This is a genomic window from Nocardia wallacei, from assembly GCF_029869545.1.
Classification (GTDB): domain Bacteria; phylum Actinomycetota; class Actinomycetes; order Mycobacteriales; family Mycobacteriaceae; genus Nocardia; species Nocardia wallacei_A.
The window spans coordinates 1-24,462 of record NZ_JARWQD010000223.1 but is presented as its reverse complement, the minus strand read 5'-3'; the positions used below and the strand labels follow the sequence as shown (position 1 = coordinate 24,462).

General features: G+C 70.7%; 15 protein-coding genes. 10 read left to right on the top strand and 5 right to left on the bottom strand.

Annotation, left to right across the window (positions count from 1 at the left end):
• Positions 1-3 precede the first annotated feature (3 nt).
• Positions 4-918 carry an AraC family transcriptional regulator gene (locus tag QH290_RS19045; protein ID WP_280265059.1) on the bottom strand — a complete coding sequence of 305 codons (915 nt, stop codon included), beginning with the start codon at positions 916-918 and terminating at the stop codon, positions 4-6.
• Between the two features lie 94 nt (positions 919-1,012).
• On the opposite strand from QH290_RS19045, the gene QH290_RS19040 reads away from it, so the two are divergent.
• Complete coding sequence (locus QH290_RS19040) at positions 1,013-1,645, top strand: peroxiredoxin-like family protein (RefSeq protein ID WP_280384306.1); 633 nt, start codon at positions 1,013-1,015, stop codon at positions 1,643-1,645.
• Positions 1,646-1,814: 169 nt separating this feature from the next.
• Here the strand turns inward: QH290_RS19040 and QH290_RS19035 are convergent, their stop codons facing one another.
• Positions 1,815-2,159, bottom strand: a complete 345-nt coding sequence (locus tag QH290_RS19035) for an oxidoreductase (protein WP_280265061.1) — start codon at positions 2,157-2,159, stop codon at positions 1,815-1,817.
• A 329-nt stretch (positions 2,160-2,488) separates the two neighbouring features.
• Between QH290_RS19035 and sucB the strand changes: the two genes are divergently transcribed.
• From sucB to QH290_RS19000, 7 genes are all read left to right on the top strand, one after another.
• A complete protein-coding gene (gene sucB / locus QH290_RS19030) occupies positions 2,489-4,267 on the top strand; it encodes a 2-oxoglutarate dehydrogenase, E2 component, dihydrolipoamide succinyltransferase (RefSeq protein ID WP_280384304.1) in 1,779 nt (592 codons plus the stop codon).
• A 14-nt stretch (positions 4,268-4,281) separates the two neighbouring features.
• A complete protein-coding gene (locus QH290_RS19025; RefSeq protein ID WP_280384302.1) occupies positions 4,282-5,184 on the top strand; it encodes a TIGR01777 family oxidoreductase in 903 nt (300 codons plus the stop codon).
• The gene (locus QH290_RS19020) at positions 5,181-5,729 is read left to right on the top strand and encodes a GNAT family N-acetyltransferase (protein ID WP_280384301.1); all 549 of its coding nucleotides are present in this window, start codon (positions 5,181-5,183) and stop codon (positions 5,727-5,729) included. The genes QH290_RS19025 and QH290_RS19020 overlap by 4 nt, the downstream gene beginning before the upstream one ends.
• 112 nt (positions 5,730-5,841) lie before the next feature.
• Positions 5,842-6,594, top strand: a complete 753-nt coding sequence (gene lipB, locus QH290_RS19015; protein ID WP_280267790.1) for a lipoyl(octanoyl) transferase LipB — start codon at positions 5,842-5,844, stop codon at positions 6,592-6,594.
• A 77-nt stretch (positions 6,595-6,671) separates the two neighbouring features.
• The gene (gene lipA / locus QH290_RS19010; protein WP_280267782.1) at positions 6,672-7,724 is read left to right on the top strand and encodes a lipoyl synthase; all 1,053 of its coding nucleotides are present in this window, start codon (positions 6,672-6,674) and stop codon (positions 7,722-7,724) included.
• A 111-nt stretch (positions 7,725-7,835) separates the two neighbouring features.
• On the top strand, positions 7,836-10,028 hold the full coding sequence (locus QH290_RS19005; RefSeq protein ID WP_280384298.1) for an elongation factor G-like protein EF-G2: 2,193 nt from the start codon (positions 7,836-7,838) through the stop codon (positions 10,026-10,028).
• Positions 10,029-10,080: 52 nt separating this feature from the next.
• Complete coding sequence (locus QH290_RS19000) at positions 10,081-10,824, top strand: DUF4191 domain-containing protein (protein WP_280267784.1); 744 nt, start codon at positions 10,081-10,083, stop codon at positions 10,822-10,824.
• A 160-nt stretch (positions 10,825-10,984) separates the two neighbouring features.
• Here the strand turns inward: QH290_RS19000 and QH290_RS18995 are convergent, their stop codons facing one another.
• Positions 10,985-11,443 carry an RDD family protein gene (locus tag QH290_RS18995; protein ID WP_280267785.1) on the bottom strand — a complete coding sequence of 153 codons (459 nt, stop codon included), beginning with the start codon at positions 11,441-11,443 and terminating at the stop codon, positions 10,985-10,987.
• 331 nt (positions 11,444-11,774) lie between these two features.
• Between QH290_RS18995 and glnA the strand changes: the two genes are divergently transcribed.
• Positions 11,775-13,211: a type I glutamate--ammonia ligase gene (gene glnA, locus QH290_RS18990; protein ID WP_280267786.1), complete on the top strand. Its 1,437-nt coding sequence runs from the start codon at positions 11,775-11,777 to the stop codon at positions 13,209-13,211.
• Positions 13,212-13,483: 272 nt separating this feature from the next.
• Complete coding sequence (locus QH290_RS18985; protein ID WP_280384296.1) at positions 13,484-14,470, top strand: tyrosine-protein phosphatase; 987 nt, start codon at positions 13,484-13,486, stop codon at positions 14,468-14,470.
• 50 nt (positions 14,471-14,520) lie between these two features.
• Here the strand turns inward: QH290_RS18985 and QH290_RS18980 are convergent, their stop codons facing one another.
• Complete coding sequence (locus tag QH290_RS18980; protein ID WP_280267788.1) at positions 14,521-15,444, bottom strand: aldo/keto reductase; 924 nt, start codon at positions 15,442-15,444, stop codon at positions 14,521-14,523.
• A 27-nt stretch (positions 15,445-15,471) separates the two neighbouring features.
• Positions 15,472-24,462, bottom strand: an 8,991-nt coding sequence (locus tag QH290_RS18975; protein ID WP_425303626.1) for a non-ribosomal peptide synthetase, incomplete at its 5' end; no start/stop codon positions are given.

The following is a 24,462-nucleotide window of genomic DNA, read 5'->3' as shown; positions in this document are numbered from 1 at the left end:
GGGTCAGGGGCGGCGGGAGGTGCGGTAGGCGGCGGGGGGCTGGCCGTGGACTCGTTTGAAGGCTCGGGAGAAGGCGAATTCGGAGGCGTAGCCGACGCTGCGGCCTACTGCCGCAACGGATTCGGCGCTGTCGCGCAGGCGGCGGGCGGCCAGTTCCATGCGCCAGCGGGCCAGGTAGGTCAGGGGTGGTTCGCCGACGAGGGCGGTGAACCGGCGGGCCAGGGTGGCACGGGAGACGCCCACCCGGTCCGCGAGGTCCGCCAATGTCCATGGGCGCGAGGGGTTTTCGTGCAGTAGTGCCATGGCCCGGGCGATCTCGGGGTCGTGCAGCGCCGCCAGCCACGAGGCCGCGGCCTCGGCGCGCGAGGCGGTCCACGCCCGTAGCGCGTGGATGAACAGGACGTCGACGAGCCGGTCCACCACCGTCTGCGCCCCGGGCCGTTCGGCCTCCACCTCCGCGGCCAGCAGCGTCAGGGTGGCGGCCAGCTCGGGGCGGTGCGCGGACTGCGCCGCCGACAGGTGTACCACCGTCGGTAGCAGCGTGAACAGCGGATGCGAGCCGTAGTCGTCGTAACGGTAAGCGCCGCATACCGTTCGGGTGCGGGGCCCGGGCCCGTCCAGCACGATCGCCCGGCGGCCGGGCGGCGGCGCGATCTGCGCGTACGGCGTCAGTTCCGCATCGGGAACGCTCGCCAGCCCGTGCCCGCCACCGGTCGGCAGCAGCACGAAATCACCGGCGGCCAGCGGCAGCGGATCGGCGCCGGGACGAATCAGCCAGCAGTCGCCGTCGACGACCGCGTGGAACGCCGCCATCGGCACCTCGTCCAGCCGCACACCCCACTCCCCCGCCGCCGTCAACTGCGCCAGCACCACACCCCGAACCCCGGTCGCCGCAAGCACATCGGTCAAGACATCCATGTCCGCTCCTGAAACGGTGGGCTGAGACGTGCTGCTATGGAACTGCGATCTTGGATCATGGTCGGGCCGCGCTTCGGTGCATAGCATCGATCCTATGGCAGAAAGCTACGCGGACAATCTGATTCGGTTTCAGGAACAGTATTCGGGGACACTTCCCGAGGATCTGTTAAGGCGGGCGCAAGCCCATGCCGAGAGTCTCAGCGATGTCGGGTCCGGGGCGCTCGGGACCGGCGATCTCGCCCCGGACTTCACCCTTCCCGACCATCGCGGCGCATCGTTCACCCTCGCCCACGCCCTTCGCGACGGTCCGGTCGTGCTGTCGTTCTATCGCGGCGGCTGGTGCCCGTACTGCAACGTGCAGCTGCACACCTTGCAGACGGCGCTGCCGCAGGTGCGCGCGCACGGGGCGCGACTGGTGGCGATCTCGCCGGACTCCCCGGACGATTCGCTGACCACCGCCGAACGCCACGCCCTGGAATTCGAGGTGCTGTCCGACACCGGCAACCACGTCGCGCGCACCTACGGGCTGCTGTTCACGGTCCCCGCCGATGTGCGCGACATCTACCGGACGGCCGGGGCCGACCTCGATGCCACGAACGCGGAACTACCGGTCCCGGCGACCTACGTCGTGGGCACCGACGGTCGAATCCGCTACGCCCACATCGACGGGGACTACCGAAATCGGGCGGAGGCGGACGACGTGCTGAAAGTGCTCGCGGCCTACTGAGGCCCGGCCAAAAGCACGCCGGGATAGATGGGGGCACGCCTGGGATAAATGGATGCGGCGCGCCGGGATAGATGGGCGGGGCCACACAGGGACAAATGGCGCGGCACGCAGGGACAAATGGCGCGGCACGCAGGGACGACTGGCGGGACGCAGAATTCCCCCGCGCGTCTCACTGGTTCGTGTCGCCGTCCAGTTCCCGCTCGAGAGCTCGTTTGCGTTCGATGCGGCGGCGGGCGTCGTAGTCGCGCATGCGTTGCGGATAGCCCGTGCGGCCGACGTCGTAGACGGGGATGCCGAGGCGGCTCGACAGCCTCCGGGCACCCTGTTCGCCCACCACGCGCCGGGTCCATTCGCCGTCGTTGGCGATCAGAACCACCGTGACATCGGTCACGGTGGTTTTCGGCTCCACGTAGGCCTCGACACCGACATGGGTGCGAACCCATTCGGCCAGATAGCGGAAATCGCCGACGTCTGCGCCGCCCGGTCCGCGGCGGAAACGATCCAGCAAACCCATCCCCGCCCACCTCCTCTTCCCAATACCGGACACACGCTCGGACCCGGTGGCATCGATACTGCCAGCAGGAGGGCGTTCACGGCGGGACCTGCGTACGCCGGCGGCGAACAACGTCCACCGCGACGGGGTACCACCGCGGACACGGCCCGCCCTGTGCTACACGCCGCGGCGGCGAGTGCAAGGATGGAGAGTCGGAACAAGAACCACGGTTCTCCGGTGCCACACAGAATGATCGGTGGCAGTTCGGACCTCCGCCGCGACCAACGGCGGGCGCCCGCCGAGAGACGAACTGTTGTAGACCCGTCGAGCAGTTAGAGGAGTCAACGGACATGGCCTTCTCCGTCCAGATGCCAGCGCTTGGTGAGAGCGTCACCGAGGGCACCGTGACCAGGTGGCTGAAGCAGGAAGGAGACACGGTCGAGGTCGACGAGCCCCTGCTCGAGGTGTCCACCGACAAGGTCGACACCGAGATCCCGTCGCCCGCCGCCGGTGTGCTGACCAAGATCGTGGCCCAGGAGGACGATGTCGTCGAGGTCGGCGGCGAACTCGGCGTGATCGGCGAGGCCGGAGAGGCCGCCGCGTCCGCCCCCGCCCCGGCGCCCGAGGCCGCCGCGCCCGCCGAGGCGCCCGCGCCCGCCCCCGAGCCTGCCCAGCAGCCCGCCCAGCCCGCCGCGGCCCCTGCTCCCGCGCCCGAACCTGCCGCCGCCCCGGCGCCCGCCGCCGCGAGCGGCACCCCGGTGCAGATGCCCGAACTGGGCGAGTCGGTCACCGAGGGCACCGTCACCCGCTGGCTGAAGCAGGTCGGCGACCAGGTCGAGGTGGACGAGCCGCTACTGGAGGTGTCCACCGACAAGGTCGACACCGAGATCCCGTCCCCGGTGGCCGGTACCCTGCTGGAGATCACCGCGAACGAGGACGACGTCATCGCGGTCGGCGGTCAGCTCGGCGTGATCGGCAGCGGCTCCCCCGCCGCAGCCTCGGCTCCCGCCCCCGCGCCCGCCCCCGCACCGGAACCGGCACCGGCCGCCGCGGCACCTGCACCGACGCCGCCTCCGGCCCCCGCGCCCGCTCCGGCCGCGCCCGCTCCGGCCCCCGCGCCCGCCGCCCCGGCTCCCGCTCCGGCCGCGTCGGCCCCCCCATCCACCTCCGGCAACGGCGAGGCCCCGTACGTGACCCCGCTGGTCCGCAAGCTGGCCGCGGAGAACAACGTCGACCTGTCGACCGTCAAGGGCTCCGGCGTGGGCGGCCGCATCCGCAAGCAGGACGTGCTCGCCGCCGCCGAGACCAAGCAGGCGCCCGCGGCCCCCCAGCCCGCCGCCGCCTCGGCCGCACCCAAGGCCCCCGCGCCCTCCGCCGCACCGGCCGGTGTCCGCCCGCAGCTGCAGGCGCTGCGCGGCACCGTGCAGAAGGCCAGCCGCATCCGGCAGATCACCGCGGCCAAGACCCGCGAGTCGCTGCAGACCACCGCGCAGCTGACCCAGACCCACGAGGTCGACGTCACCAAGATCGCGGCACTGCGCAGCAGGACCAAGGATTCGTTCAAGGAGCGCGAGGGCGTCAACCTGACGTTCCTGCCGTTCTTCGCCAAGGCCGCGGTCGAGGCGCTGGGCGTGCACCCGAACGTGAACGCCTCCTACAACGAGGAGACCAAGGAGATCACCTACCACTCGGCGGTGCACCTGGGCATCGCGGTGGACACCGATCAGGGCCTGCTCTCCCCCGTCATCCACAATGCCAGCGACCTCTCGCTGGCCGGTCTGGCGCGCGCGATCGCCGATATCGCGGGCCGCGCCCGCAGCGGCGGGCTGAAGCCCGACGAGCTGGCCGGTGGCACCTTCACGATCACCAACATCGGCAGCCAGGGCGCGCTGTTCGACACCCCGATCCTGGTGCCGCCGCAGTCGGCGATGCTGGGCACCGGCGCGATCGTCAAGCGGCCCATGGTGATCGCCGACAACGGCAACGAGTTCATCGGCATCCGCTCGATGTGCTTCCTGCCGCTGACCTACGACCACCGCCTCATCGACGGCGCCGACGCCGGTCGCTTCCTCACCACCATCAAGCACCGGCTGGAGGAAGCCGCGTTCGACGCGGATCTGGGTCTCTAAAAAGAGATCTCGGCATGAAGGTTGTGATCGCCGGCTCGTCCGGACTGATCGGGACGGCGCTCGTGGCGGCCCTGCGGCGCGACGGGCACGAGGTGGCTCGCCTGGTGCGCCGTCCCGCCGCCGGGCGCGACGAGTACACCTGGGACCCGGTGCGCGCCCAGCTTCCGCACCGGGCTCTGCGCGGTGCCGACGCGGTGGTCAACCTGTGCGGCGCCGGGCTCGGGTCGCGGCGCTGGAACGGCAGCTACAAGCAGGAGCTGCGCGACAGCCGCATCACGCCCACCGACGTGCTCGCCGAGGCGGTCGCCGCCGCCGGGGTGCCCACGCTGGTCAATGCCAGCGGTGCGCACTACTACGGCGGCGACACCGGCGACCGGGTGATCACCGAATCCGCCCCTGCCGGAACGGGTTTCCTGGGCACGCTGTGCCGCGACTGGGAGGCGGCGACGCATCCCGCGGCCGAGGCGGGCGCGCGGGTGGTGCTGCTGCGCAGCGCCGTCGTGCTGGCGCGGCACGGCGGCATGCTGAGCATGCTGCAGCCGCTGTATTCGCTGGGCCTGGGCGGACGGCTGGGCAACGGCCGCCAGTACATGCCCTGGATCTCACTGGACGACGAGGTCGGCGGCATCGTCTACGCCCTCACCCACGACACCGTGTCCGGCCCGGTCAACATGGCCGGGCCCGCACCGGTGACCAACGCCGAATTCAATCGCGCCCTCGGCCGCGCCCTGCACCGCCCCGCGCCACTCGTGGTGCCCGCCTTCGCCTTACGGCTGCTCATCGGCGAATTCGCCCAGGAGGCAATCCTGCACGGCCCGCGCGCCATCCCCACGGCCCTCGAGTCCGCGGGATATACCTTCCAGCACAACACGATCGGCCAAGCGCTCGACGCCGCGGTCGGCCGCCGCGACTCTTGACCGCCGTGATCCGGGACGCGCGGGAGGCGGACCTCCCCGAGATCCTGGCGATCCACAACAACGCCATCGCCGAGACCACCGCGATCTGGGATACCGAGCCGGTCGGGATCGAGGAGCGGCGGGCGTGGCTGCGGGAGCGCCGGTCCGCCGGATATCCCGTCCTGGTCGCCGAGATCGACGGCGCCGTCGCCGGATACGCCAGTTACGCGCAGTGGCGGCCGAAGTCCGGTTACCGGTTCACCGTGGAGAATTCGGTGTACGTCGCCGACCGCTTCCATCGCCGCGGAGTGGCCACCGCGTTGCTGGGCGAGCTGCTGGACCGTGCCGCCGGTGCCGGGACCGTGCACGCGGTGATCGCGGCGATCGAGTCCGCCAACACCACCTCCATCAAGTTGCACGAGAAGTTCGGGTTCCGGATCGTCGGCGAGCTGCCGCAGGTCGGCCGCAAGTTCGGCCGCTGGATGGACCTGACATTGATGCAGCTCACCCTGCCGGTCACCGATATCGGCGACGAGCGGCGCCGACCGCCCCCGGCCGACCGGTGACCCGCCCCCGCACGGCGGTAACGATGGCGTAACCTCGCTGACCGTGAGTGAGCGCAGCGACCCTGCCGGCGAACCTTCTTTATCCGGCGAGACCGACACCTCGGCCCTGCCGATACTCCCGGCCTCCCGCAGGCCCGCCGAGTCCGCGCGATACGACGACACCCCCGTGGTCGTCGAGCAACTCGGCCTCATCGACTACCACCACGCCTGGGAATTGCAGCGCGGCATCGCCGAGGAGCGGGCCGAGGGCGCGGGCAGCGACCGATTGCTGCTGCTGGAACACCCGTCCGTCTTCACCGCTGGACGCCGCACCGAACCCACCGATCTGCCGATCGACGGCAGCCCGGTGATACAGGTCGACCGCGGCGGCAAGATCACCTGGCACGGTCCGGGGCAACTCGTCGGCTACCCGATCGTGCGGCTGGCCGAACCGGTCGACGTCGTCGACTACGTCCGCCGCCTGGAACAGGCCCTGATCACCGTGTGCACCGGCCTCGGTGTCCCCTGCGGCCGGGTGGAGGGCCGCTCGGGCGTGTGGGTGGCGGCCGACGCCACGCGCCCGGAGCGCAAGGTCGCGGCGATCGGTGTGCGGGTGCAGCGCGGCGTCGCTTTGCACGGCATCGCCCTCAACTGCAATTCCGCTCTCGAGGGTTTCGCGTCGATAGTGCCCTGCGGCATCCGCGATGCGGGCGTGACGACGCTGAGCTGCGAACTCGATCGCGAGGTCGCCGTCGCCGAGGTCCGGGGCCTGGTCGCCGACGCGATCATCGCCGCCCTCGACGGCAGGCTCCCGGTCACCGACCACGACGTACCCCGCGTGCGGGCGGTCGCGGACGCAACGCAAACACCGGCAAAGGCCGAATGATTCCCGCGGGGCCGCGTCGCGATGGCCACCCCACCACCGTGGAAACCAGGTCGTAGGCACCGCGTAGAGTCGATTTCGTGACCTCCGTCGACACCCCGACATCGCAAGGCTCGGCACACACCGCCGCAGCACCGAACGGCCGCAAGCTGCTTCGCATCGAGGCACGCAACGCGGAGACGCCGATCGAGCGCAAACCCTCGTGGATCCGCACCCGCGCCACCATGGGCCCGGAGTATTCCGAGCTCAAGGGCCTGGTGAAACGCGAAGGGCTGCACACGGTCTGCGAGGAGGCGGGCTGTCCCAACATCTTCGAATGCTGGGAGGACCGCGAGGCCACCTTCCTGATCGGCGGCGAACAGTGCACCCGCCGCTGCGATTTCTGCCTGATCGACACCGGTAAGCCGCAGCCGCTCGACCGCGACGAGCCGCGCCGGGTCGCCGAGAGCGTGCAGCAGATGGGCCTGCGCTACTCCACCATCACCGGCGTCGCCCGCGACGACCTGCCCGACGGCGGCGCGTGGCTGTACGCCGAGACCGTGCGCGCCATCAAGCGGGTGTCCCCGCACACCGGCGTGGAGCTGCTCATCCCCGACTTCAACGCCAAGCCCGACGCGCTGGCCGAGGTCTTCTCCTCGCGCCCCGAGGTGCTGGCCCACAACGTGGAGACCGTGCCGCGCGTGTTCAAGCGGATCCGGCCCGCCTTCACCTACGAGCGGTCCCTGAGCGTGCTCACCGCCGCCCGCGAGGCGGGCCTGATCACCAAGTCCAACCTCATCCTCGGCATGGGCGAGACCCCCGAGGAGGTCACGCAGGCGATGCGCGACCTGCACGAGGCGGGCTGCGACATCCTCACCATCACCCAGTACCTGCGCCCCTCCCCCCGCCACCACCCGGTGGACCGCTGGGTGAAGCCGGAGGAGTTCGTCGAACACTCCGACGTCGCAAGGGAAATCGGCTTCGCCGGTGTGATGGCCGGGCCGCTGGTGCGCTCCTCCTACCGTGCCGGACGGCTCTACGCCCAGGCCATGAGGCGCCACGGCCGCGAGCTGCCGCAGGAGATGGCGCACCTCGGCGAGGAGAGCACCGCGGCTCAGGAGGCCACGTCGGTCCTGGCCCGCTTCGGCTCCTGACGGCGGTCTCCCGCGGCGCGTCCCGGGATCGTTCGATTTGCTGACAGGCCGTGGTCCCCGGTGGGAAGCTCGAGTGAACCGCACGTGTCGACTCCGGGAACGAGGACAGACATGGCCGACAGAGCGAGCACATCGGCAGGCGCCAACGGTACGACCATCACGGCGGAGCGTCCCGACGACATCCGCAACGTGGTGCTGGTCGGCCAGAGCGGTTCGGGCAAGACGACGCTGGTGGAGGCCCTCGCGATGGCCACCGGCGCCCTCACCCGGGCCGGTCGCGTGGAGGACGGCACCTGCGTCTCCGACTACGACGACATCGAACAGCGCCAGCACAGATCGGTGCAGCTGTCGGTGGTGCCCGTCGGGTGGTCGGGCATCAAGATAAACCTCCTCGACACCCCGGGGTATGCCGATTTCGTCGGTGAGCTGAGGGCCGGTCTGCGCGCCGCGGACGCGGCCCTTTTCGTCGTCTCGGCCGCCGCGGGTGCGGAGGGGGTGAGCGGGCAGACGCTGGCCCTCTGGGAGGAGTGCGCGAGCGTCGGCATGCCGCGCGCGCTGGTGATCACCCACCTGGACGCCGCCCGCGCCGATTTCGACGAGATGACCGAGACCTGCCGCGACCTGCTCGGCGGCGGTGCAGCGGAAAGCATGCTGCCGCTGCATCTTCCGGTGTACGGGCCGAAGGGCGCCGACGGGCATCGGCCCGTCACGGGATTGCTCGACCTGCTCACCGAGCACGTCTTCGACTACTCCAAGGGCGAGCACATCCAGGCCGAGACCACGGCCGACCAGTCCGCGCTGATCGATCAGGCGCGTGCCCGGCTCATCGAGGGCATCATCGCCGAGAGCGAGGACGAGACCCTCATGGAGCGGTACCTGGAGGGCGCGGCCATCGACCTGACGACGCTGGTCACCGACCTGGAGCGGGCGGTCGCGCGGGGCACCTTCCATCCGGTCCTGATCGCGGCGCCGCCGCCCGAGGGCACCCGCGAGGGCCTGGGCATGGTGGAGATCCTGGACCTGATCACGCGCGGATTCCCCACGCCCGCAGAGCATCCGGTGTCGGCGTCGGGGCTCGACGGCGCGAAACCCGCCCCGCTGTCGTGCGATCCCGGCGGTCCGCTGGCGGCGGAGGTGATCCGCACCGCCTCGGACCCGTATGTCGGGCGGCTGTCGCTGGTGCGGGTGTTCTCCGGGACGCTGCGCGCGGACGAGACGGTGCACGTCTGCGGCCACGGCCCGGTCGAGGAGCGCAACCACGACGTCGACGAGCGGGTGGGCGCGGTATCGGTGCCGTTCGGCAAGCAGCAGCGCCCGCTGGGCCAGGCCATCGCCGGGGATATCGCCTGCGTCGGCAAGCTCGGCCACGCGGAGACCGGCGACACGCTGTCGTCGAAGGACGCCCCGCTGCTGATCGAGCCGTGGCCGATCCCGGAACCGCTACTGCCCGTGGCCATCCGGGCGCACGGCAAGGCCGACGAGGACAAGCTCTCGCAGAGCCTGGCCCGCCTGGTCGCCGAGGATCCGACCGTCCGGCTCGAACAGAACGGCCAGACCCACCAGCTGGTGCTGTGGTGCCTGGGCGAGGCGCACCGCGACGTCGCCCTGGAGCGGCTGCGGGCCCGGTTCGGGGTGCAGGTCGACACGGTCGAGCACCGGGTCGCGCTGCGGGAAACGTTCGCCACCACCGCATCCGGGCGCGGGCGGCACGTGAAGCAGTCCGGCGGCCACGGCCAGTACGCCATCTGCGAGATCGAGGTGGCGCCGCTGCCGGAGGGTTCGGGCATCGAGTATGTCGACAAGGTCGTGGGCGGAGTCGTTCCGCGACAGTTCATTCCGTCGGTGGAGAAGGGGGTGCGGGCGCAGGCCGCGCGCGGGGTGGCGGCCGGGTATCCGCTGGTGGATGTGCGGGTGACGCTGTTCGACGGCAAGGCGCACTCGGTCGATTCCTCCGACGCCGCCTTCCAGACAGCCGGTGCGCTGGCGCTGCGCGAGGCCGCCGCGAGCGCCCGCATCAGCCTGCTGGAGCCGATCGCCGAGGTCCGGGTGACGGTGTCCGACGATTACGTCGGGGCCGTGCTCAGCGATCTGTCGAGCCGCCGCGGCCGGGTGCTCGGCACCGAACCGACCACCGCGGGCCGCACGGTGATCCGCGCCGAGGTCCCCGAGCTCGAACTGAGCCGCTACGCAATAGATCTGCGCTCCCTGGCGCACGGCGGCGCGCAATTCACCCGCGCCTACACCCGGCACGAGCCGATGCCCGCGCAGCTGGCCGACAGCATCCGCGCCCAGGCCTCGGTCTGACGGTGCGCCCCACCCGCCGAGGCAATCGGGCATTCCCGATATCCTGAGGACCATGGCAGCAGGGAAGGGCGGGAAGCCGTCCAAGGAAGCGAAGGCCGCGGCGAAGGCGGCGCGCAGGCAGGCGTCGAAGGAGCGGCGCCGGCAGCTCTGGCAGGCGTTCCAGATGCAGCGCAAGGAAGACAAGCTCCTGCTGCCGCTGATGATCGGGGCATTCGTCGGCATCGCCGCGGTGCTGTTCGTGATCGGCCTGATCGTGGGCCTGCAGTGGTTCTTCCTGCCGGTCGGGCTGCTGCTGGGCGCGCTGGTGGCGTTCATCATCTTCGGGCGCCGGGTGCAGCGCAACGTCTACGCGCGGGCCGAGGGTCAGGCCGGTGCGGCGGCGTGGGTGCTGGACAACCTGCAGGGCAAGTGGCGCGTCACCCAGGGCGTCGCCGCCACCACCCAGCTCGACGCCGTGCATCGCGTGATCGGCCTGCCGGGCGTGATCCTGGTGGCCGAGGGCTCGCCCTCGCGCCTGAAATCGCTGCTGGCGCAGGAGAAGAAGAAGACCGCCCGGCTCGTCGGCGACACCCCGATCTACGACGTCATCATCGGCAACGACGAGGGCCAGGTCCCGCTCAAGGGCCTGCAGCGCTACCTCACCAAGCTCCCCCGCAACATCGACGCCAAGCGCATGGAACTCATCGAGGGCCGCCTCTCGGCGCTGGCCACCCGCGGCGGCCCGGCCCTGCCGAAGGGCCCGCTCCCCACCGGGGCGAAGATGCGCGGCGTCCAGCGCACCATCCGCCGCCGCTGATCCCGGCCAAAAGCACGCCGGGAATGACGACGGGCGCAATGCCGCAATGATGACGGGCGCCATACCGGGAATGACGACGGGCGCCATACCGGAATGATGACGGGCGCCATGCCGGGAATGACGACGGGCGCCATGCCGGAATGACGGGCGCCGTGCCGCTCTAGCGCGAGCGGACCAGGGCCGTTCCGGTGGCTCGGTCGTGCATGCCGCGGCCGTCGGAGTCGGTGAACAGGGCGGGGACGACGAAGATCAGCAGGACCTGGCGGGCCAGGGCGCGGACGAAGCCGACCGTGGCCTCGGCGTCGACCCGGATGACCCGCATGCGCAGGAAGAACTGGCCGGGGGTGAAGCCGAACAGGGTCACGCAGCCCACCCCGATCACGAACCACACCAGCAGGGTGAGCGTGTTGATCGAGCCGCCGCGCGCGATGATCGCCGCGATACCCATGGCGATGAACCAGTCCACGAACAGGCCCGCGATGCGCCGCATCATCGACACCAGCGATCCGGCGCCGGACTCCGGCAGGCCGAGGAGCTTACCCGGATACTCGTCCGGCCCAGGTCCGCCCGGGTCCGCCGCATCAGGTCCGGACAGCCAGGAACCGGTAATTCGCGCCATGCCCCAAGCTTAGGCACCGGCCCCGCGGTGGTTGCGCGCGGGAAACTCTCAGCCCCGAGCGCTGCCCGGGGCGTGGTTTTCAACACACATTTTCAAGACCTTCGCGATCAGTAGGATCGGGGTGGTGGCAGGATAAGCGTGCTGGTCGAACAGAGATCGACGTCCGTCCCGGCTCCGCGCGAGGCCTCGGGACGCCGAAGCCCGCGATCAGCGCTACGTGTAACACTGGCGAAACACAGTCTTGATTGTCGGGAAACACCGCGTCCATAGCGTTCATCGACGACGCCCAGCAATCGGCACAGGCTGGGAACCGATCCGTAAGGAGTACTAAGTGGCGTTCAGCACGGCCGACGAGGTCATCAAGTACATCAAGGAGGAGGAGGTCGAGTACGTCGACGTCCGGTTCACCGACCTCCCCGGTGTGCAGCAGCACTTCTCGATCCCGGCGAAGGCCTTCACGGCCGACCTGGCCGAAGAGGGCCTGGCGTTCGACGGATCCTCGGTGCGCGGTTTCCAGTCGATCGACGAGTCGGACATGCTGCTGCTGCCCGACTTCAGCACGGCTCGCATCGACCCGTTCCGCGCCGCGAAGACCCTGAACCTCAACCACTTCGTGCACGACCCGTTCACCCGCGAGGCCTACAGCCGCGACCCCCGCAATGTCGCGCGCAAGGCCGAGGAGTACCTGAAGAGCACCGGCATCGCCGACACCGCCTTCTTCGGCCCCGAGGCGGAGTTCTACATCTTCGACTCCATCCGCTACGACTCGGCGATGAACGGCGCCTTCTACGAGATCGAGTCGATCTCCGGCTCCTGGAACACCGGCGCGGAGTTCAACCCGGACGGCACCCTGAACCGCGGCTACAAGGTCCGCAACAAGGGCGGCTACTTCCCCGTCGCGCCGTACGACCACTACGTCGACCTGCGCGACAAGATCTCGACCAACCTGCAGAACGCCGGTTTCGAGCTCGAGCGCGGCCACCACGAGGTGGGCACCGCCGGACAGGCCGAGATCAACTACAAGTTCGGCACCCTGCTGTCGGCGGCCGACGACCTGCAGCTGTTCAAGTACATCGTGAAGAACACCGCGTGGGCCGAGGGCAAAACCGTCACCTTCATGCCGAAGCCGCTGTTCGGTGACAACGGCTCGGGCATGCACGTGCACCAGTCGCTGTGGAAGGACGGCAGCCCGCTGTTCCACGACGAGGCCGGCTACGGCGGCCTGTCGGATCTGGCGCGGCACTACATCGCGGGCATCCTGCACCACGCGCCGTCGCTGCTGGCCTTCACCAACCCGACCATCAACTCCTACCACCGGCTGGTGCCGGGCTACGAGGCCCCCATCAACCTGGTGTACTCGCAGCGCAACCGCTCGGCCGCGGTCCGTATCCCGGTCACGGGCAACAACCCGAAGGCCAAGCGCGTGGAGTTCCGCGCGCCGGACTCCTCGGGCAACCCGTACCTGGCGTTCGCCGCGATGATGATGGCCGGTCTGGACGGCATCAAGCGCAAGCTGGAGCCGCTGGCCCCGGTCGACAAGGACCTCTACGAGCTCCCGCCGGAGGAGGCCAAGAACATCCCGCAGGCCCCCACCAGCCTGGCGTCGGTCATCGACAAGCTGGAGCAGGATCACGAGTACCTCACCGAGGGCAACGTCTTCACCGAGGACCTCATCGAGACCTGGATCTCGCTCAAGCGCGACAACGAGATCGCCCCGGTCAACCTGCGCCCGCACCCCTACGAGTTCGAGCTGTACTTCGACGTGTAAGTCACTGTACCGCAAGCGTTCTCCCGGAGCCCCAGCCGAATTCGGCTGGGGCTCCGGCCGTTCCGGGGGTCGCTGCGTGATAGCCGAATTCGAGCGGGCATATACCTTTCCGGCATATACTTGTTCTCGAAAAGCCTTGGGGTGTGGGCGGTTTGTGTTGTCGATACCGAATCCCGGTGAGTGCGTGGGCGGTCCCGGTGAGCGGGGCAACGGCGGCGAGATGGGCGGGAAAGCTGTCGCGGGCGGTGCAACCGGTTCTAACGTCGCCCGCCATGAAGATTTCCCTGATTTCCCTTCTGGGCGCGGCCGTCACGGCCCTCGCCCTCACCGCCGGTCCGGCGGTCGCCGAACCCTCGGCGACGACCGAGCCCACACCACCGTCGACGTCGGCGGCTCCGGCGATCGAACCCGCGGCACCCGATGCACCGGCGGCGGAAGGCCGGTCCGCGGACGAGCCGTCGGCGGCCAACGCCACCGCGGGCCGGATCGCGCTGCAGGGCGCGGTCAACGTCCGCGATATCGGCGGCTACCGCACCTACGACGGCAAGACCACCAAGGCGGGCAAGGCGATTCGCGCCGATTCGCTGGAGAAGCTGACCGACGCCGATGTGCAGAAGCTGGGCTCGCTCGGGCTGCAGGCGGCCATCGATCTGCGGACGCCCGGCGAGGTCCAGTTCATGGGACCGGACAAGCTGCCGCCCGGCGTACCGCTGGTGTCCCGCCCGATCGACGACACCGGCCTGTTCCAGCAGATGATGCAGGTGATCCAGTCCAAGGATCCGGCCGAGCAGGAGCAGCTGCTCGGCAACGGCGGCGCCGAGCGCATCATGCGGCAGGTGTACGGCAGCTTCCTGTCCGACGATTCGCGGGCGAAGTTCGGCCAGACCATCAAGGATCTCGCGGCCACCGGTAAGCCCACGCTGTATCACTGCACCGCGGGCAAGGACCGGACGGGCTGGACCACCTATGTGGTGCTGCGCGCGGTCGGCGTGCCGGAATCGACTGCGCGCCAAGACTATCTGCTGTCGAACGAGTACCGCGCGGCCGCCGATGCCAAGCTGCGCGAGCAGGTGAAGCAGGCCGGGTACATGCAGAACCCCGACCTGCTGATCCCGCTGCAGGAGGTGCGCAACGAATACCTGGACACCACGATCCGGCAGCTGGAACAGACCTACGGCGACTTCGGCAAGTTCCTCACCCAGGGCCTGGGCCTGGACGCGGGAACCATCCTGAAACTCCGCAAGAACCTGGTCGGCTGACGGCGCCATGAAGATGGGCCCCGCCCGGACGGGCGGGGCCTATCGGCAACTCAGCGCCCCAGCTTCGGCAGCTTGAAACGCGGGCCCTTGGCGGCCGGGGCGGGCTTGCTCACCTTCGACAGCGCGGCGTACTCCTCGTCGGTGAGGGTGAGGGTGGCGGCGGCGACGTTCTCCTCCAGGTGCGCGACGCTGGAGGTGCCGGGGATGGGCAGGATGACCGGCGAGCGGCGCAGCAGCCAGGCGAGGGCGAGCTGGGACGGCGTGGCGTCCGCGCGCTTGAAGCTGTCGAGGGGCCCGCCCGGGCGGGCGAGATCGCCGGTGGCCATCGGGAACCAGGGGATGAACGCGATACCGTTCGCCTCGGCGTAGTCGAGGACGTCCTCGGCGCTGCGATCGGCCAGGTTGTACAGGTTCTGCACCGAGACGATATCGGCGATCTTGCGGGCCTGCGCCAGCTGCGCCACCGTCACCTGGGACAGGCCGATGTGCCGGATCTTCCCCTCCTTCTGCAGCGCCGCCAGCTCGCCGACCTGATCGGCCAGCGGCACCTGCGCGTCGATGCGATGCAACTGGTACAGGTCGATGCGCTCGACGCCGAGGTGGCGCAGGCTCAGCTCGAGCTGCTGGCGCAGGTATTCGGGACGGCCGACGGGGATCCACTCGCCCGGGCGGGGGCGGGACAGACCGCCCTTGGTCGCGATGACCATATCGTCCGAATACGGGTGCAGCGCATGGCGAATGAGCGTCTCGCTGACGAAGGGGCCGTAGGAGTCGGCGGTATCGATGAACGTGACGCCCAATTCGGCGGCCCGGCGCAGGACCCGGATCGCCTCCTCCGGATCCTTCGGATCACCCCACACACCGGGGCCGGTGATCTGCATCGCGCCGTAGCCCAGGCGATGCACCGGGAGATCACCGCCGAGGGCGAAGGTGCCCGAGGCGGCGGCGGGACGTGACTCGGCTTGGGTGGTCATGATTTCCTTCCGAACGGGGATGGGTGATCAGTCGGGGCTGGGAAAGAAGCCCGAGTTGATGAAGGACCGGACATAGGCGTCCAGCGCCGCCGCATCGATCGGCGGGCAGTGGATGCCCTCGCCGCGCAGCGCCGCCCGCGTCCGGGTGTCGTCGACCGGGGCGGCGGTGCCGCCGTAGTTGCCGCTCACCAGCACCGCCCGCACCAGCGAGTCGTCGCCCGCCGCATCGCGGGTGGCGGCCTCCTCGGCCAGCCGGGCCGCGATCTGCTCGATCGGCGCCACCGATACCGCGATCCCGTTGCCGCGCAACGAGTCGAAGATATCGGCGATCGCGACGGACTGCGAGTGCACGAGGTGATAGGCCGACCCGTCGGCGGGCCGCGCGGACAGCGCCACGATGGCCTGCACGACATAGTTCACCGGGACCAGCGGCATCGCGGCGTCACCGGTGTCGGGGGCCATCCCGAGCACGGCGGCGGCGCGGATCATGTTCCAGAACGAGTCGTCGACGCTGTTCACGCCGATGCGCGGGTCCCCGCTGACGATTCCGGGACGGTAGATGCTCACCGGGACGCCACGCTCACCGGCCTGCCGGATGAGCTGCTCGGCGACCCACTTGCTGGCGACGTAGCCGTTCGCGGGCACGTCGCGGACGTCCAGGCGGGCGTCCTCGCGGCCGACGAAATCCGGTGCGGGAGCGGCCGGAACGACGGCATTGACGGTGGAGACGAAGTGCACGGGCTTGATCCGGCCGAGCGTGGCCAGCCGCAGCACCTCCCGGGTGCCCGCCACATTGGCCGCCCGCAGCCGGGCGTAGGGCTCGATGTGGTTGACGCGGGCGCCGTTGTGGTAGATCGCCTCGATCTGCTCGGCCAGCCGGGCGTATTCGGGTCCGTCGAGCCCGAAGCGGGGCACGGCCAGATCGCCCGGGACGGCGACGATCCGGCGGCGATCGGCGTCGTCCCAGATGCGGTACTTCTCCAGGGCGTCGCGAATTCGCTTGTGCGCCTGTTCCTCGTCGTCGGCCCGCACCAGGCACCACACCCGGGCCTCGGTGGCGGACAGCAGTTCCCGCGCCAGGTGCGCGCCGACGAATCCGGTGACGCCGGTGAGCAGCACATCCCGCGGCGCCCGCGAGCGCGCCGGGGCGGCGCCCGCGCCGTCGATGTCCGGTTCCAGCACGGCGTCGGCGGCGAGCGTGGCGAAGTCGACCGGCGGTGCCGCGGCCGCCGGTTCGGCCGGGTCGTCGATGCGGGCGGCGAGGGCGCGCACCGTGGGCGCGGTGAAGACCGCGGCCATCGGGACATCCACGCCGAGCCGGGCGGTCAGCGCACGCTGCAGGGTGAACGCGAGCAGCGAGGTGCCGCCGAGATCGAAGAAGTCGTCCTCGGCACCCGCGCGGGCCACGGACAGGACATCGGAGAACGCCTCGGCCACAAGCCGTTCCGTGTCGGTGGCCGGTTCGACGTACTCGCGGGCCCGGAATACCGGCCGCGGCAGCGCCGCCCGGTTCAGCTTGCCCGCGTCATTGGTCGGGAACGAGTCGAGCACCATGATCACCGACGGGACCATGTACGACGGCAGCACCTGCGCCAGCGCTTCGCGCAGGGCGTCTGCCGAGACGGTGCCCGGCGCGGCCGCGGCGGGCACCACATAGGCCGCCAGCTGGTCACCCGTCTCCGTTGCCGCCGCGACGACGACCGCCTGGGCGACGGACGGCTCGGCCAGCAGCGCGGCCTCGATCTCGCCCAGTTCGATGCGGTGGCCGCGGATCTTGGCCTGGAAGTCGCTGCGGCCCAGGTATTCCAGGACACCGTCCGCGTCGCGGCGCACCAGATCGCCCGTGCGGTACATCCGGGCGCCCGCGGGCCCGTACGGGTCGGCGACGAACCGGTCCGCGGTCAGCTCCGGGCGCCGCATGTAGCCGCGCGCCAATTGGCTTCCCGCCAAATACAATTCGCCGACGACACCGGCGGGCACCGGGTGCAGCCGGGTGTCGAGGACGTAGGTGCGCGTATTCCATTGCGCCACACCGATCGGCACCGTCGCGCGATCGCGCGTCGATGCCTGCCGGTAGGTCACCGAGACCGCGGCCTCGGTGGGCCCGTACAGGTTGTGCAGTCCGGCGCCGGACAGCGCCGCGAATTCGGCGACCGTGCCCGGCGGCAGCGCCTCGCCGATGACGAAAACGTCACGCAGCGAGGACAATTGCTCCGCCCGGGCGGCGGACAGGAAGACCTGCAACACCGACGGCACGAAATCGGTGAGCGTGACGCCGTGATCGGCGATCAGGCCCGCGATATAGCCCGGATCGCGCTGGCCGTCCGGCGCCGCGAGCACCAGCCGCGCGCCCGCCCACAGCGGCGCGAAGAAGCCCCACAGCGACACGTCGAAGGTCGTCGCCGTCTTCTGCAGATAGATGTCGCCGGGCCCGAACCCGTAGTGCGCCACCATCCATTCGATCTGATTGGTGATCGCGCCGTGCGATACCTGCACACCCTTCGGGCGGCCCGTCGACCCGGAGGTGAACAGCACATAGGCCGGATGGTCCGGGCGCAGGGGGGCGCGCAGTTCGCCGTCGGCGACGGGATCGCCGGAGTACTCCCGCAAGTCGAGCGCCTCGATATCGACGACCCGCACGCCGGACTCCGGCACCCGATCGCCGCCGGAGGTCAGTACACACACGGGTGCGGCCGTCTCCAGCACGTAGGCGATGCGTCCGGCCGGATGGTCGAGATCCAGTGGCAGATAGGCGCCGCCCGCGCTCAGCACCGCGTACATCGCCACCACCAGCTCCGGCGAGCGCGGAATGGCCAGCGCCACCACGGATTCCGGTCCGATTCCCTGCGCGATCAGATACCGCGCCAGCCGGTTCACCCGGGTATCGAATTCCCGGTAGCTCCAGGCATTTTCGCCCGAGACGAGGGCCACGGCCTCCGGCGCCGCGGCCACCGCGCGCCGATAACCGGTCAGCAGCCGCTCCCCCGCCACCGGATGCGCGGTGTCGGCCGCATCGGACAGCAACCGCGGGCGCTCGCCCGCGTCGAGCAGGTCGATATCGCCGACCGCGGTGCCGGGTTCGGTGACGATCGCCGCGAGCAGGCGGACGAACCGTTCCACGAAACCGCGCACGGTGTCGTGGGAGAACATGTCCGTGGCGTAGGTGACGATGCCGCCGAGGCCCGCCGGGGCGCCCGTCGCGTCGTAGGTGTCGCCGATCATCCAGTGCAGGTCGAACTGCGAGACCTCGGCACCGATGTCCAGGCTGGTCACGGCCAGGCCGGGCAGTTCCAGTTCGACCGTGCCCAGATTCTGGAACGACAGTGCCACCTGGTAGAGCGGATGGCGGGCGGTGGACCGCACCGGATTCAGCGCGTCGACCAGGCGCTCGAACGGCACGTCCGCGTGCGCGAACGCCTGGATGTCGGATTCGCGCTGCCGCGCCAGCAGGTCGCGGAAGCTCGCACCGCCGTCGTACCGCGTCCGGAACACCAGGGTGTTGATGAACATGCCGATCAGATCGTCCAGCGCGGCATTGCCGCGCCCGGCGACCGGTCCGCCGATCGCGATGTCGTCGGTGCCCGACAGCCGCGCCAGCAGCACCGCCAGCGCGGTGTGCACGACCATGAACAGGGTCGCGCCCTCCGCGCGCGCCAATTCGGCGAGCGCGCGGTGGGTTTCGGCGTCGATGGACACCTCGACCCGGCCACCGGCGATGGACCGCACCAGCGGACGCGGCCGGTCCGACGGCAGGTCGAGCTGGTCCGGCAGCCCGGCCAGCGCCCGCCGCCAGTAGGCGATCTGCTCCGACACCAGCGACGTCGGATCGTCCTCGGTTCCGACCACGGACCGCTGCCAGATGCTGAAGTCGGCGTACTGCACCGGCAGCGGAGCCCAGTCCGGCGCCGACCCGGCGCAGCGGGCCGCGTACGCGGTCATCAGGTCGCGGGCCAGCGGCCCGATCGACGAGCCGTCGGCGGCGATGTGGTGCACGACCATGGCCAGGACGTACTCGCGCCCACCGGTCTCCGCGGCGCCGAGGTCGAACAGCACGACCCGGACGGGCACCTCGGCGGTGAGGTCGAAGACCGTTCGCGCCAGCGCGGCCAGCTCGTCCCTCAGCTCCGCGGGGTCGACGGGACCGACCTGCAACTGCGGAATTGCTTGCGCCGCAGGCAGAATCACCTGCACGGCCGCGTCGCGGCCGCTTCCGGCGGGGGTCTCCATCGGCGGGTACACCGTGCGCAGGATCTCGTGCCGCGCCACCAGATCCGCGATGGCGGTCTGCAGCGCCTCGGTGTCCACGGTGCCGGTCAGCCGCACCGCCAGCGGCACGTTGTAGGCCACCGACGCGGTATCGAGGCGGTTGAGCAGCCACAGCCCCTGCTGCGCCAGCGACAGCGGAATGTGTTCCGGCCGCGGGCCCGCGGTGAGGGCCGGGCGATCGTCGGCGGCGGACTGCTCGCCCAGGCGGGCCGCCAGCGCCGTCACCGTGGGCGCCTCGAACAGCAACCGGACCGGGACCCGGATGTTCAGCGCGGCGCCCAGCCGTGCCATCAGCCGCGTCGCGATCAGCGAGTTGCCGCCGATTTCGAAGAAGTCGTCGTCGGCGCCGACCGGCGTTGCGGGCCCGAGCAATTCGGTGAACACGGCCGCGACCAGCTCCTCCAGCTCACCGGACGGTGCCCGGAATTCGCGGGAGTGCAGGACGGGTGCGGGCAGCGCGGCGCGGTCGAGCTTGCCGACCGGGGTCAGCGGGATCTCCTCGAGCACCATGACCGTCGTCGGGACCATATGCGCGGGCAGGCGCGCCTCGGCGAGCGCGGTCAGCTCCTCGACCCGCACCGTGGCCTCGGCGACGGCATGCACATAGGAGACCAGAATCGTGGCACCGCTGGGCAGTTCGTGCCCCACGGTGACCGCGAAGTCGATCGCCTCGTGCCCGGCGAGCACCGCGTCGATCTCGCCGAGTTCGATGCGGAACCCGCGGATCTTGACCTGGAAGTCGTTGCGGCCCAGGTACTCCACGTCCCCGTCCCCGGTGCGGCGCACCAGATCCCCGGTCCGGTACAGGCGGCCGCCCGCCGGGTCGAACGGGTTGGCCACGAACCGGGCCGCGGTCAGCGCGGGACGCTCGTGGTAGCCCCGGGACAGCTGCGCGCCGGTGATGTACAGCTCACCGACGGCCAGATCCGGTACCGGAGAGAGCCGCTCGTCCAGCACGTATTCGGTGATGCCGCGGATCGGCCCGCCGATGGTGACCCGCTCCCCCGGCACCAGCGGCGTGCTGATGTTGGTCATGATCGTGGTCTCGGTCGGTCCGTACCCGTTGTACAGCTCTCGGGTGCGGCGGCCCGCGATCGGAATCACCCAGCGCTGCACCAGATCCGGCGGGCACGCCTCGCCACCGGCGACGACCACCCGCAGCTTGTCCAGACCCTCGGGATCGACCGACGCCAGCGCCGACGGCGTGATGAACGCGTGCGTCACGCGCTCGCGGCGCAGCAGCGCCGCCAGTTCGGGCCCGCCGTAGACGGTGGGCGCGGCGACCACCATCGTGGCGGCGCCGCCGACGGCCAGCAGCAGTTCCAGCACCGAGGCGTCGAACGACGGCGACGCGAAATGCAGTGTGCGGGAGCTGCTCGTCACCCGGTACCGCTCGCGCTGTTCGGCGCAGAAGCCCGCCAGACCGGCCTGCGTGACGATCACGCCCTTGGGCGTACCGGTCGATCCGGAGGTGTAGATGGCGTACGCGGGATGCTCGGCGCGCAGTGGCCGTACCCGATCGGCATCGGTCACCGGATCCGATGCGTAGCCGTCGAGTTCGCGCTCCAGCTCGGCGGTGCCGAGGGTCAGCCACGGCAGCTCGCCCGGCAGGCCCGTCGCCAGCTCGCCGACCGTCAGCCCCAGCACCGCACGCGAATCCGCGACCATGTGCGCGATCCGCTCGGTCGGATAGTTGGGGTCGACGGGGACGAATCCGGCGCCGGTCTTCGCGATCGCCCAGACCGCGAGCACCGACTCCACCGAGCGCGGAATGCCCACGGCCACCAGGTCTTCCGGGCCGATGCCGCGGCCGATCAGCATTCGCGCCAGCCGCGTGGACCGCTCGTCGAGGTCGACATACTCCAGCTCGTCCAGCCGCTGCGCGGCGTCGGCGAGCACCACCGCGACGCCGTCCGGATTGTCGTCCACGGCGGCGGCCAGCAGCTCGGGCAGCAGGGTCACCTCCGGCCGCTCGGCCGGGGCCGCGACGGCGGGCGCCGGTGCCGACAGCGCACGATCGTGTTCGTCGGCATCGAGCAGGTCCACGTCGCCGACGATCGCCCGCGGGTCCGCGGCGACCGCGGTGAGCAGGCGCTCGAAGCGGCGGCCCAGATCCCGCACGGTGGATTCGTCGAAAAGGTCGGTCGCGTAGGTGAATTCGACGACCAGCTGATCCGGCGTCCCGTCCTCGGCGTAGCGCGGCTCGACCGTGACGTGCAGATCGAACTTCGCCACGACCTCGCCGGTGTCCACCGCCGCGACGGTGAGGCCCGGCAGCTCGAGCGCGGGCCGCGCGAGGTTCTGGAACGACAGCATCACCTGGAACGGCGGGCCGTCCACGGTGGGTGCGACCGTCTCGACCACCCGCTCGAACGGGATGTCCGCGTGGGCGAAGGCCGACAGGTCGGTCTCGCGGGCCCGGTCGACGAGGGCCGCGAACGGGGCGGCCCGATCGACGTCGACGCGCAGGGTCAGCGTATTGACGAACATGCCGACCAGATCGTCGAGGACCGCGGCGCCCCGGCCCGCGATCGGCGTGCCGACCGCGATGTCCGATCCACCGGAGAGCCGGGCCAGCAGCGCCGCCAGCGCGGCGTGCACGACCATGAACAGCGACGAATTATGCTCGCGCGCAACGGCTGCCAGTCCCGCATGGGCGGCGGCGGGCACGGTTGCGACCACCGACGCCCCACGCCCGGACGGCCGCGCCGGGCGGGGCCGGTCCAGTGGCAGCCGCGCGGCCTCGGACACCCCGGCGAGCTGCCGCCGCCAGTACGCCGATTGCCGGGCCGCCTCGGATGTTTCGTCGTCGTCGGTGCCGATGACCGCACGCTGCCAGATCGCGAAGTCGGCGTACTGCACCGGCAGCGGCGCCCAGCCCGGTGCCGTGCCGCCGGTCCGCGCCAGGTAGGCGGTGACCAGATCCCGCGCCAGCGGCGCCAGCGAGACGCCGTCGGCCGAAATATGGTGCACGACAACGACGAGCAGGTGGTCACCGGCGGTCGCGTCGGAGAACAGCCGGGCCCGCACGGGCGGATGCGCGGTGACATCGAACCCGGCCGACATCAGCGCGGCGACCCGCTCGTGGTCGCCCGGGGTGGCGCTCTCGACCACCAGCCCGTCCGGCAGCGCCTCGGCCACGGACAGGATCTCCTGGTGCGGTTCCCCGCCGGGTCCGCGCACCGGGAACCGGGTGCGCAGCGCCTCGTGCCGCTCCAGCACGTCGGCGACGGCCAGCCGCAGCGCGGGCACGTCCAGGTCGCCGGTCAGCCGGATGGCGAAAGGCAGGTTGTACGAGGGAGATTCGGGGTCGACCTGGTTGAGCACCCACATGCGCTGCTGAGGCAGCGACAGCGGCACGAACCGGGGCCGCTCGGCGCGGGTCAGCGGCGGCCGGTCCGCCGTGCCCTCGGAGCCCGGGACGATTCCGGCCGCCAACGCGGCCACCGACGGTGTGTCGAACAGCGTCCGCACCGATACCCGCGTGTCGAGCGCCGCGCTCAGCCGGGCCACGACCTGGGTGGCGATCAGCGAGTTGCCGCCGAGGGCGAAGAAGTCGTCGTCGGCGCCCACCCGCTCCATCCCGAGGACCTCGGCGAACACCCCGGCCACGATCTCCTCGATCGGGGTGGACGGGGCCCGGAACTCACGGGCGGCGAATCGCGGCCGCGGCAGGGCCTTACGGTCCAGTTTGCCGCTGGTGTTGAGCGGGAACTCGGCCAGCTCCACGATCGTCGCGGGCACCATGTAGGTGGGCAAGGTCCGCCGCAGCGCCGCGAGCAGCTGATCCGAATCGATCCGCGCACCGGGTGCGGGGACCGCGTACGCCACCAGCTGATCGCCCACCTCGGACGGCAGCACCAGGGCGACGGCCTGGCTCACCGACGGCTGCGCCAGCAGCGCCGATTCGATCTCGCCCAGCTCGATGCGCTGACCACGGAACTTCACCTGGAAGTCGGTGCGGCCGATATAGTCCAGCACCCCGCCCTCACGCCAGACAACGAGGTCGCCGGTGCGATACATGCGCCCGCCTCCCACACGGCCGCCACCCACACCATCGGCTCCGCCGCCACCCATACCCTCGGCTCCGCCGCTGCCCACACCGTCGGCTCCGCCGCCACGCATACCCTCGGCTCCGCCGCCACGCATACCATCGGCTCCGCCGCCACCCATACCGTCGGCTCCGCCGCCACGCATACCATCGGCTCCGCCGCCACGCATATCCCCGAAGGGGTTGGCCACGAACCGATCCGCGGTCAGATCGGGGCGAGCCAGATACCCGCGCGCCAGCTGATCACCGGCCAGATACAGCTCACCCGGAACCCCTGCGGGCACCGGCCGCAGCCGCGAATCCAGCACGTACACCTGGGAATTCCACTGCGGCAGGCCGATCGGCACACTCGACCGCTCCGCGCCCGTGGCGGGCCAGTAGGTGATCGACACCGCCGCCTCGGTGGGCCCGTACAGGTTGTGCACCGCGGCATCCGACACCGCCCGCATCGCCGCGACGGTCTCCGGCGGTAGCGCCTCACCGATCACGAACACGTCGCGCAGCGAAGGTATGGAGCCCGCGGGGGTCTGGGTCGCGAACACCGTGAGCATCGACGGCACGAAGTCGGTGACGGTAACCCGCTGCGCGGCAATGGTTTCCGCGAGATACGCCGGGTCACGATGACCGTCGTGCGTGGCGACCACCAGCTTCGCCCCGGCGCGCAGCGGCATGAAGTAGCCCCACAGCGACACGTCGAACGT

Coding starts and splice junctions, on each gene's coding strand:
- QH290_RS19045 (WP_280265059.1), bottom strand. CDS start 918: ATGGATGTCTTGACCGATGTGCTTGCGGCGACCGGGGTTCGGGGTGTG.
- QH290_RS19040 (WP_280384306.1), top strand. CDS start 1,013: ATGGCAGAAAGCTACGCGGACAATCTGATTCGGTTTCAGGAACAGTAT.
- QH290_RS19035 (WP_280265061.1), bottom strand. CDS start 2,159: ATGGGTTTGCTGGATCGTTTCCGCCGCGGACCGGGCGGCGCAGACGTC.
- sucB (WP_280384304.1), top strand. CDS start 2,489: ATGGCCTTCTCCGTCCAGATGCCAGCGCTTGGTGAGAGCGTCACCGAG.
- QH290_RS19025 (WP_280384302.1), top strand. CDS start 4,282: ATGAAGGTTGTGATCGCCGGCTCGTCCGGACTGATCGGGACGGCGCTC.
- QH290_RS19005 (WP_280384298.1), top strand. CDS start 7,836: ATGGCCGACAGAGCGAGCACATCGGCAGGCGCCAACGGTACGACCATC.
- QH290_RS19000 (WP_280267784.1), top strand. CDS start 10,081: ATGGCAGCAGGGAAGGGCGGGAAGCCGTCCAAGGAAGCGAAGGCCGCG.
- QH290_RS18995 (WP_280267785.1), bottom strand. CDS start 11,443: ATGGCGCGAATTACCGGTTCCTGGCTGTCCGGACCTGATGCGGCGGAC.
- QH290_RS18985 (WP_280384296.1), top strand. CDS start 13,484: ATGAAGATTTCCCTGATTTCCCTTCTGGGCGCGGCCGTCACGGCCCTC.
- QH290_RS18980 (WP_280267788.1), bottom strand. CDS start 15,444: ATGACCACCCAAGCCGAGTCACGTCCCGCCGCCGCCTCGGGCACCTTC.